The organism is Amycolatopsis sp. NPDC059027 (assembly GCF_042739735.1).
Classification (GTDB): domain Bacteria; phylum Actinomycetota; class Actinomycetes; order Mycobacteriales; family Pseudonocardiaceae; genus Amycolatopsis.
The window spans coordinates 75855-85579 of record NZ_JBHYIK010000031.1 but is presented as its reverse complement, the minus strand read 5'-3'; the positions used below and the strand labels follow the sequence as shown (position 1 = coordinate 85579).

10 protein-coding genes are annotated in these 9725 nt (G+C 70.4%); 7 read left to right on the top strand and 3 right to left on the bottom strand.

What is annotated here, in order from left to right:
* Nucleotides 1–118: 118 nt before the first annotated feature.
* A complete protein-coding gene (locus tag ACFWY9_RS22345) occupies nt 119–1288 on the bottom strand; it encodes a homogentisate 1,2-dioxygenase (RefSeq protein ID WP_378330894.1) in 1170 nt (389 codons plus the stop codon).
* A 96-nt stretch (nt 1289–1384) separates the two neighbouring features.
* On the opposite strand from ACFWY9_RS22345, the gene ACFWY9_RS22340 reads away from it, so the two are divergent.
* The 3 genes from ACFWY9_RS22340 to ACFWY9_RS22330 are packed head-to-tail and all read left to right on the top strand — an operon-like array spanning nt 1385 to nt 3230.
* Nucleotides 1385–2239: a hypothetical protein gene (locus ACFWY9_RS22340; RefSeq protein ID WP_378330920.1), complete on the top strand. Its 855-nt coding sequence runs from the start codon at nt 1385–1387 to the stop codon at nt 2237–2239.
* On the top strand, nt 2236–2877 hold the full coding sequence (locus ACFWY9_RS22335; RefSeq protein WP_378330893.1) for an IclR family transcriptional regulator: 642 nt from the start codon (nt 2236–2238) through the stop codon (nt 2875–2877). Before ACFWY9_RS22340 ends, ACFWY9_RS22335 begins: the two co-directional genes overlap by 4 nt.
* Nucleotides 2874–3230: a DUF6188 family protein gene (locus tag ACFWY9_RS22330; protein WP_378339815.1), complete on the top strand. Its 357-nt coding sequence runs from the start codon at nt 2874–2876 to the stop codon at nt 3228–3230. The genes ACFWY9_RS22335 and ACFWY9_RS22330 overlap by 4 nt, the downstream gene beginning before the upstream one ends.
* Here ACFWY9_RS22330 and ACFWY9_RS22325 read toward each other — a convergent pair.
* Complete coding sequence (locus tag ACFWY9_RS22325) at nt 3227–3904, bottom strand: DUF998 domain-containing protein (protein WP_378330891.1); 678 nt, start codon at nt 3902–3904, stop codon at nt 3227–3229. The two genes, ACFWY9_RS22330 and ACFWY9_RS22325, sit on opposite strands and share 4 nt — an antisense overlap.
* Before the next feature lie 145 nt (nt 3905–4049).
* On the bottom strand, nt 4050–4649 hold the full coding sequence (locus tag ACFWY9_RS22320; protein WP_378330890.1) for a TMEM165/GDT1 family protein: 600 nt from the start codon (nt 4647–4649) through the stop codon (nt 4050–4052).
* Nucleotides 4650–4822: 173 nt separating this feature from the next.
* Between ACFWY9_RS22320 and cutA the strand changes: the two genes are divergently transcribed.
* The 4 genes from cutA to cydD all read left to right on the top strand — a co-directional run.
* Entirely contained in the window at nt 4823–5143 is a 321-nt protein-coding gene (gene cutA / locus ACFWY9_RS22315) for a divalent-cation tolerance protein CutA (RefSeq protein ID WP_378330889.1), read from the top strand.
* Nucleotides 5144–5254: 111 nt separating this feature from the next.
* Entirely contained in the window at nt 5255–6748 is a 1494-nt protein-coding gene (locus ACFWY9_RS22310) for a cytochrome ubiquinol oxidase subunit I (RefSeq protein WP_378330888.1), read from the top strand.
* A gap of 243 nt (nt 6749–6991) precedes the next feature.
* On the top strand, nt 6992–7999 hold the full coding sequence (gene cydB, locus ACFWY9_RS22305) for a cytochrome d ubiquinol oxidase subunit II (RefSeq protein WP_378330887.1): 1008 nt from the start codon (nt 6992–6994) through the stop codon (nt 7997–7999).
* Nucleotides 8000–8043: 44 nt separating this feature from the next.
* On the top strand, nt 8044–9725 hold a 1682-nt coding region (cydD, locus tag ACFWY9_RS22300; RefSeq protein WP_378339829.1), incomplete at its 3' end, for a thiol reductant ABC exporter subunit CydD.

Genomic DNA, 9725 nt, shown 5'->3' with positions numbered 1-9725 from the left:
AGCGCCCCCGAGCGAGACGGCTCGGGGGCGCGCGCCTCCCTGAGGGCCCGAGCGAGCGCGCGGGGGGGGGCGGGGGGCCCCGCCCCCCCCCGCCCCCCCCCCCCCCCCCCCGGGCGGATCAGGCGGGCCCTCGTCCGGACCAGGTCCAGGCGTAGCCGGGGTCTTCGGACGTTTCGGCGGCCTCGCCGAGGTCCAGCGGGGCGAAGGTGTCCACCATGACCGCGGTTTCGTCGAAGAACTCGGCGCCGATCGAAGCCTCCGCGGCGCCCGGCTGCGGCCCGTGCGTGAAGCCGGACGGGTGCAGCGAAAGCGAGCCGATGCCGATCCCGGAGCCCTTGCGGGCTTCGTAGTTCCCGCGCACGTAGAACATCAGCTCGTCGGAATCGACGTTGGCGTGGTTGTACGGGACCGGGATCGAGTCCTTGTGGTAGTCCACCTTGCGCGGGCAGAACGAGCACACGACGAAGTTCGGCCCCTCGAACGTCTGGTGCACGGGCGGCGGCTGGTGCACGCGGCCGGTGATGGGCTCGAAGTCGTCGATGTTGAACGCCCACGGGTACAGGCAGCCGTCCCAGCCGACGACGTCGAACGGGTGCGTGGCGTAGGTGTAGCGCGTCAGCCCGGCGCGGTGGCGTACGAGGACCTCGACGTCGGTGCCGTCGGCCAGCAGCGGCTCCGACGGGCCCCGGATGTCGCGCTCGCAGTACGGCGAGTGCTCGAGGAACTGGCCTTTCGCCGACAGATAGCGCTTCGGCGGCCCGATGTGCCCGCGGGCTTCGAGCGTCAGCAGCTTGACCTCGCCGTGCGGGATGACGCGGTAGGTGCACGACGTCGGGATGACGAGGTAGTCGCCGTCGCCGACTTCCAGGGCACCGTAGATCGTCTCGACCGTCGCCGAACCGCCCTGGACGTAGAACAGCTCGTCGCCGGCGGCGTTGCGGTAGAGCGGGCTGGGCGCGTTCGCGGTGACGAAGCCGATGGTCACGTCGGCGTTGCCGAACAGGCGCCGCCGGTCGGTGACCGCGTCGGTGCCCTCGGCGAACTTGAGGTCCTGGGTCTTGAAGTGCCGGGGCTTGAGCGGGTGGTTCGGGGTCAGCGAGCCGCGCTCGTCCGCGATCGCCACCGCGTCGACGATCGCCGTCGGCAGGCCGCGGTGATACAGCAGCGCGGAGTCCGCGGAGAAGCCCTCGACACCCATCAGCTCCTCGGCGAAGAGCCCGCCGTCGGGCTTGCGGAACGCGGTGTGGCGCTTGTGCGGGACCTCGCCTACTTGCCGGTAGTAGGGCATCGGTGCCTCCTTCGTGACCGATCGAGATGTGTCCGTTTAACGAACGATTTTGTCCTCATGTCGTACGCTACTAGCGTGTCAGTCGTGTCAAGCGCTGTGGAACTCACGCCCCCCGGCCCCCGTGGAATTCCTCCCCTGTTCGCGCGGCTCGTCGACGACTCGGCGTTGTTCCCGCCTGCCGATGCGAAGATGCCCGACGCGCTCCGTGCGCACTTCGCGTCGCGGACCGGTGAACACGCCGGTGTACTGGGGGTTTTCCTCTGCCAGGCCTCTCGCCTGCCGGAGCTGATCACCGAGCTCATCAAGATCAAACCGAAGGAGCCGCTGCCGCTGTCGCTGATCATCGACACCGGTCTGGGCGGCGTGCCGAAGGCCATTTCGATCGTGGAATCCCGCGGCGAGCTGCTCGCGCTGCGGATGGTCGAGATGCCCGCCCCGTCGGATGTCGACGAGGTGTGGCTGGAGCGGGTTTCGGAGTTCGTGCCCGAGGACGTCATCCGCGTCGTCGAGCCGCGCCGCGGTGTCGGCTGGCTGGACGGCGTGCGGAAGGTCATCGAGCACGGCAGCTGGCCGAAGATCCGGTGCGGCGGCCAGGCCGGGGAGAACTTCCCCAGCATCGACGAGGTCGCGGACTTCCTGTCCGTGGTCAGTGGTGCCGACGGCGCCTCGTTCAAGGCGACCAACAGCCTTCACCGGGCCGTCCGGCACACCGACGCCGACAGCGGCTTCACCCACCACGGCTTCCTCAACCTGCTGGTCGCCTCGGCTCGCTGCCTGTCCGGCGGTGACGTCCGCGCGGCACTGGAGTCGACCGACGGGAAAGCGCTGGCCGACGAGGCACGTGCGCTGTCCGAACCCGCCTCGAAGGCGGTCCGGCAGCTCTTCGCGTCCTACGCGGCCGCGTCGTTCGACGAGCCGATCGCCGACCTCGGGGAACTCGAACTGTTGTGACGCGTGAAGGCTCGCTGACGCTCGATCGCGGACTGGCGCTGCTCCAGGCGGTCGCCGACGCCGGTGGCGGCGCGGCGACCATCTCGGAGCTCGCCGTCGCGATCGGCGCCAGCCGGGCGGCGGTGTACCGGCTGCTCGTGCCGCTGTCCGAACGCGGGCTCGTCTGGCGGGACGGCACCAAGGTCCGGCTCGGCGTCGGCCTGCTCCGGCTCGCGGGCCAGGTGCTGCCGCAGCTGCGGGACGCGGCGGCGCCGGTGCTGCGCGAGCTGGCGGAGAAGGTGGGCGCGACAGCGCATCTCTCGGTGGCGCAGGGCGACCAGGCACTCGCGGTCGCCGTGGTCGAACCGACGTGGACCAGCTTCCACGTCGCCTACCGCATCGGCACGCGGCATCCGCTCGCGGCGGGCGCGGCGGGCAGGGCGATGACGCTGCGCCCCGGCGGCGACGGCTGGGCGACGTCCACCGGCGAACTGGAGGCGGGCGCGTCCGGGGTCGCGGCCCCGGTGCGAGGTGTGCCGGGCCTGCGCGCGAGCGTCGGCGTGGTGTCGCTGGAGCCGCTCGCCGCGAAGGAGATCGGTCCCCAGGTCGTCGCCGCGGCCGCCAGGCTCGCGGACATCCTCCGGACGGAGACCTCATGACGGCGCCGGATCTGGTCGGCTGCGAGGTCACCAGGACCGCGTTCGACCATCAGGTGCGGCTCCTGCTGGTCCGTGGGGCCGAGGTCTGCGCCGAGCTGGCCGTCTCGGTGCCGTTCACCCTGCTCGGCGCGGACGGGGTGCGGCACGAGATCGACCCGGAGGAGCGGAGCACGCTGCCGCCCGTGCTCGCGCTGTTCGGCAGGACCGTGGTGGCGGCCGACCTGATGGACCACCGGCTGACGTTGACGTTCGATGACGGCGCCGAACTGCGCGTCGGGCCCGACGAGCAGTACACGTCGTGGTGGCTGTCGGGTGACGGCGTCGAGGACATCCACGTCGATCCCCTGGGCTAGCGAGGCCGGGCGGGTTCCAGCAGCGGCCGGACCATCGTGGCCAGCAAGGCCAGGTCGATGGTGAACAGCAGGCGTTCGAACAGGCCCATGCTGACTTCCTGGTGCACCGGGCCGATGACGAGCGTCGCGATGAACCCGCCCAGCACCACCAGCACGCTCGTCATACTGGCTGCGGCGAGCCACCGGATCGTGGTCCGCCGCGGCTCCCACGGGCAGCGGGAGCGGCCGCGCCGGGTGAGCACCCACGCGGCCGCGGGCAGCGCGACGAACGCCGTCAGCGCGGCGTAGTTGTGCACCTGGCCCGCCAGCGAGCGGGCCTGGCCCTCGGGATCCACCGGGACGGTCGCGCAGACCAGCAGCCCGGCACACCACACACCGAGCAGGGCCAGCACCGGCCGCGTGCCCTCCCGGCGGGCCCTGGCGATCCCGGTGAGCAGTGCGAGCGAGCCGAGCGCGAGCGCCAGGCACATCGCGCCGAACAGGGGCGCGGCGGAGCCGTGGCCGAGGCGGCCGTAGACGTACTCCGACAGCGTCTGCCAGATCGGGCTGACCTGGCCGGACAGCCGGATGTGCAGGTCGACGGAGATGAGCACCGCCGTCGCCATGCCGACGACCGCCAGCCTGCCGTGCACGGGCGAGACGGCACGCGCGACGGCGGTCTTCGGCGAGGTCACCGGGCGGTCTCCTGAGCGGGTCGGGGCTGGCATGCGCGAGGGCAAGGCGCCCCGACGTCATCGCCGGTTCACCTTGCCCTCACCCGTGGTTCCGCGAGAGGTTACCTGGCGATCCTGTGAAACCCCTGTAGCAAGCGCCGGCGGCTCAGAACGCCAGCTGGGCGAGGGAGAGGACGGCGAAGCCCGCGAAGACGAACCCGGCACAGCGCTGGATCAGCCGCGGCCGGATCCGGCTGCGGATCTTCGCGCCGATGAACACCGCGAGCCCGGCCACCGAGACCAGGGCCACAAACGCGCCCAGCCCGACCGCGATCGGGCTCGCCAACTTCGCGGCGACGCTGGCCGTCGCGAGCTGGGACGCGTCGCCCCACTCGGCGGCGAAGAGCACCCCGAACGACGTGATCGCGGAGCGCAGGAAGGACAGCGGGGCCGGCCCGGAGCGTGAAGCGTCCTCGCCGCCGTCGGTGCCTTCGCGGAATCCTTCCCGCAGGAGCATGAACGCGCCGACGCCGAACATCGCGGCCACGACCAAAGCGACAACGGTATCCGGGAGCAGGGTGAGCACACTGCCGAAAGCGACCGCGACGACGCATTGCACGGCGAATGCCGCGCACACTCCCGCGAAAACCGGCCATGCCCGGAAACGGGTGGTGAGAACCAGAGTGGCGACCAGCGTCTTGTCCGGCAGTTCCACGGCCAGGACCAGGCCGAACGCGCTGAGAAACGCCAGAGCAGTGGTAGACATCGTGGTTTTCACGCCCCTTTCGCTGCAACGATAAAGGAGCGATTCAGAAAAGGGCAAGCAGATGGGATTCGCGAAATGCGTCGTCGGGTATCGTGAATATTGTTTCGAGGGTGACCGGATTCGTTTTTTCGGCGTGCCGAAATCGCTTTTGTGGTCTGCGGTACCGTGGCGGTATGCCCGCTGACCACGTCGTTGTCGCCTCGACCATCGATTCCGAGGACGCCGCTCGCGCGCTGGCCTCCGCCGCCGTCGAGGCGAAGCTGGCGGCGTGCGCGCAGATCGTCGGCCCGATCACCAGCGTGTTCCGCTGGGAAGGCGCGGTGCAGACCGAGACCGAGTGGCGCGTCGAGTGCAAGACAGCCCGGGATCGCGCGGCCGCGCTCGTGGACCTGCTCAAGGCACGGCACTCCTACGACGTCCCGGAGATCATCGTGACGCCGATCGAGGGCGGCGGCGCCGAGTACCTCGAATGGGTAACCCTCGAGACGCGCTAGGCCGGATTTTCCTTTGCGGGACCTTCTTTTCCCGCGGCAGGACCTTCGTCCCGGCGAGAACAGGACCAGTTGAACTGGCCGGGTTCCGGCTGGCGGAGCAGGCTTGATCGCGTGGAGGTCCTGGAGCTAGCGCGGTGGCAGTTCGGCATCACCACCGTCTATCACTTCCTGATGGTCCCGCTGACCATCGGGCTGTCCATCCTGGTCGCGGTCATGCAGACGGCGTGGGTCCGCACCGGTTCGCTGAAGTACCTCAAGATGACGAAGTTCTGGGGCAAGCTGCTCCTGGTCAACTTCGCCATGGGGGTGGTGACCGGACTGGTGCAGGAGTTCCAGTTCGGCATGTCGTGGAGCGCCTACTCGCGCTTCGTCGGGGACGTGTTCGGCGCGCCGCTGGCGATGGAGGGCCTCGTCGCGTTCTTCGTCGAGTCGACGTTCCTCGGCCTGTGGATCTTCGGCTGGGACCGGCTGCCGAAGAAGGTGCACCTCGCCTGTGCGTGGGCGTTCTCGCTGGCGACGATGGCCTCGGCCTACTTCATCCTGGCCGCGAACTCGTGGATGCAGCACCCCGTCGGCGTGACGTTCGACAACGGCAAGCCCACCATGAACTCGATCTGGGCGGTGCTGACGAACAACACCGCGCTCGCCGCGATCCCGCACACGCTGGCCGGCGCGTTCTCGGTGGCGGCGGCGTTCCTGGTCGGCGTCGCGGGCTGGCACCTGTGGCGGCGCCGCAAGAGCGAGGACGAGCACCGCGAGGTCTGGCGGTCCTCGCTGCGGCTCGGCGGCTGGGTCGGCGTGGCGGCGTTCGCCGTCCTCGCGATCACCGGCGACATGCAGGGCAAGCTCATGTTCGAGCAGCAGCCGATGAAGATGGCCTCGGCGGAAGCGTTGTGCCACACGGAAAAGCCCGCGAGCTTCTCGATACTCGCGATCGGCGACGTGGCGAACGCGAACTGCGAGTCGGTCAAGACGTTCACCGTGCCCGCGCTGCTGTCCTTCTTGGCGCACAACGACTTCTCGACCGAGGTCAAGGGCGTGGAGAACCTGATCGGGGAGTACCAGGCGAAGTACGGGACGAACTATCCGGACGACCCGGCGCTCGGCCCGCTCGCGGGCAAGCCGATCGACTACGTGCCGAACCTGCCGGTGACCTACTGGGGCTTCCGGGCCATGATCGGCTTCGGCGCGATCTCGGCCGGGATCGGCCTGCTCGCGCTGTGGCTGACGCGGCGAGGCCGGATCCCGGGCGGCCGGTGGTTCCCGCTGCTGGCTCTCGGCGGGATCGCGACGCCGTTCATCGGCAACAGCGCGGGCTGGATCTTCACCGAGATGGGCAGGCAGCCGTTCGTGGTCGCGCCGAACCCGACCGGGATCGACGGGGTGTGGATGTTCACCGCCCGCGCCGTGTCGCAGTTGTCCACAGGCGAGGTGTGGACATCCCTGATCGTGCTGACCGCCCTCTACGGCGTGCTCGGCGTGGTCGAGGTGTACCTCATGCGCAAGTACGTCCGCGGCGGCGTCGACGCCGTCATGCCCCCGAAACCCCAGCAGGACAGCGAATCCGATGACGACAAAGACGACACTCTCGCCTTCGCCTACTGACCGGCCGCCCTTGACCACCCTCGAGGTATCCCCCACCCGCCTCGGGGGGCGTCCCCGAACCCAGTGTATCGGGATGGTCACCCGGGAGGGTTACCCACAGCAGATCTGTGGACAACTCACCCGGTTGTGGATAACTCGCCGCGACGGCGTCCTCGGGGACGCCCGGCGTCGGCGGGACGTGGTAGCGCGTGACGCGCGGTCGACGCGGCCCCCGGCGGGGCCCGAGGAGAAGGAGCCGAACCGATGACGCTCGAGACGATCTGGTTCTGCCTCGTCGCGGTCTTCTGGTTGGGGTACCTCTTCCTCGAAGGCTTCGACTTCGGCGTCGGCATGCTGCTGCCGATCCTCGGCCGCGACAACACCGAACGCCGCGTCATGGTCAACACGATCGGCCCGGTGTGGGACGGCAACGAGGTCTGGCTCATCGTCGCGGCCGGCGTCATGTTCGCCGCGTTCCCCGCCTGGTACGCGGGCCTGTTCGCGGCCGCCTACCTGCCGTTGCTCGTCGTGCTGGTCGGGCTGATCGGCCGCGGCGTCGCGTTCGAGTACCGCGGGAAGGTCGACTCCGAACACTGGCGGCGGACCTGGGACCGGGTCATCATGATCGGCTCGTGGATCCCGCCGCTCGGTGTCGGGCTGCTGCTCGCGACCACCACGCTCGGCCTGCCGCTCGACGCAGCGGGCAACCGGGTCGGCTCCGCGTTCGCCGCCATCCGGTGGGACACCGTGCTCGGCGCGCTCGGCGTCGTCGGGTTCTCGTTGACTCACGGCGCCGCGTTCCTCGCCCTCAAAACCACCGGTGACCTGCGGGAACGCGCACGCGTCCTGGCCTACCGGATCCTGCCGGTCGCGTTGCTGCCGATGGTGGCCTTCCTCATCATCGTGCAGGCCCGGTCGGGGAAGGTGTGGACGCTGGTCACGCTGGTGATCGCCCTGCTCGCGGCCGTCGTCGCCTGGCTGCGGCTGCGCGCCGACCGTGACGGCCAGGCGTTCGCCGCGCTCGGCGTCGTGGTCGCCGCGGCCGTGATCACGATCTTCGGCGCGCTCTACCCGAACGTCCTGCCGTCGACCCTCGATCCGGCGCACAGCCTCACGATCGCCGGTTCGGCGTCGAGCCACTACACGCTCGTGGTGATGAGCTGGGTGTCCCTGTTCGGCGCCCCCGCGGTGCTGATCTACCAGGGCTGGACGTACTGGGTGTTCCGCAAGCGCATCGGCACCCAGCACATCCCCGCGGTGCACGCACCATGACGAAGCTTCCCGGCAGCGCGTCCCTTTCCGCCACGGTGTCCACAATGGACCCAGCGCGGCCGGGAAAGGGTCCGCTCGGCGCGTTTCGGGCTCTCGGGCCCGCGGCGCGCCGGGCGTTGACCCAGGTCGCGGCGCTTTCGCTGCTCAACGCCGCATTGCTGGTGACACAGGCCTTCCTGTTGGCCGACGTGCTCGCGTCGGTCGTCTCCACAGGAGTCGGGGGCCGCACCGCCCAGCTGGCCGTCCTGCTCGCGGTGGTCGCGGGCCGGGCACTGGCAGGCTGGGCGGTGCGGGTGATCTCGGCCCGCGCGGCCGCCACCGCCAAGGAGGAACTGCGGGCCAGGGCCGTCGACCACGTGCTGCGGCTCGGTCCGGAGTGGATCGCGCGGCGCGGGCACGGCGAGCTGACCGCGTTGACGACCCGGGGTCTCGACGCGCTCGACGCCTACTTCCGTGAGTACCTCCCGGCGCTGATGACGGCCGCGGTCGTCCCGCTCGGTGCCGGGGCAGCGGTGCTGTTCGCCGACTGGCCGTCCGCGGTGATCATCGCGCTGACCGTGCCGTTGCTGCCGATGTTCGCGATCCTCGTCGGCCGCTACACCGCCGATCGTGTCGCCGGGGCCACCGACGCGACGCACCGCATGTCCGGGCTGCTGCTGGAACTCGTCCGCGCGTTGCCCGTGCTGACCGCGTTCCGGCGCGCCCGAGCCCAGTCCGACGTCGTCCGGCGGCTTTCGGAGCGGCATCGTCGCGCGACGCTCAAGACCTTGAAGGTCGCCTTCTCCTCGGCGTTCGTCCTCGAACTCGCCGCGACGCTTTCGGTCGCGTTGATCGCCGTGGTGATCGGCGTCCGGCTCGTGGGTGGCAACCTGCCGCTCGCGATCGGTCTCGGTGTGCTGATCCTCGCGCCCGAGTGCTACCAGCCGATTCGCACTGTCGGCGCGGCGTTCCACGCCAGCGAAGACGGCGTCGAGGCGGTGCGTCGCGTCACCGCGATCTTGGCCGAGCCCGTTCCCGCTGACGGCACGGAGCCGCTTCCTCGCGGCGAGGTGCGAGTGTCGGGCCTGCGTGTCGAACGGCGAGGAGGCTTCGCGCCCGACGGGGAAAGTTTCGTGGTCTGGCCGGGTCAGATCGCCTGGCTTCGCGCGCCGAGCGGCGGCGGCAAGACGACGACGTTGTTGACACTGCTGGGTTTTGTGCCGTCGTACGATGGAACGATCACCGTCGGTGGCGCCCGCCTCGCCGACGCCGACCTGACGCGCTGGCGACGCGATGTCGCCTGGGTGCCGCAGAACCCGGTGTTCGCGGGCGGCACCGTTCGAGACGAACTCACTCCGGCAGGCGAGGACGTCGACGCCGTGCTCGCCGAACTCGGCCTGACCGGACTCGCCGACCGGCCAGTGGACAAACTCTCGCTGGGGCAACGGCAGCGTGTCGCCGTCGCGCGGGCGTTGCTGCGGGTGCGTTCGGGCGCGTGGCTGATGCTGCTCGACGAACCCACCGTACACCTCGACGAGGTCAATGCCCGCCGCGTCATGGACGCCGTGGAGCTGGCCGTGGACAACGGCGCGGCGGCGATCATCGCCGCACACGAGCGGTCCGCCGTCGTCGCGGTGGACCCGGAGACGGGGGGGGGCGCGGCGCGGGGGGGGACCCGGCGGGGGGCGGGCGGCCGCGGAGCTGAGGGCAAGGTGGGCGACGCGCCGGGGCGCCGGCGGGCGGCGGC

Excerpts from the sequence above, each read along its gene's own strand:
- ACFWY9_RS22345 (WP_378330894.1), bottom strand. The coding sequence starts at position 1,288 with ATGCCCTACTACCGGCAAGTAGGCGAGGTCCCGCACAAGCGCCACACC.
- ACFWY9_RS22330 (WP_378339815.1), top strand. The coding sequence starts at position 2,874 with ATGACGGCGCCGGATCTGGTCGGCTGCGAGGTCACCAGGACCGCGTTC.
- ACFWY9_RS22320 (WP_378330890.1), bottom strand. The coding sequence starts at position 4,649 with ATGTCTACCACTGCTCTGGCGTTTCTCAGCGCGTTCGGCCTGGTCCTG.
- cutA (WP_378330889.1), top strand. The coding sequence starts at position 4,823 with ATGCCCGCTGACCACGTCGTTGTCGCCTCGACCATCGATTCCGAGGAC.
- cydB (WP_378330887.1), top strand. The coding sequence starts at position 6,992 with ATGACGCTCGAGACGATCTGGTTCTGCCTCGTCGCGGTCTTCTGGTTG.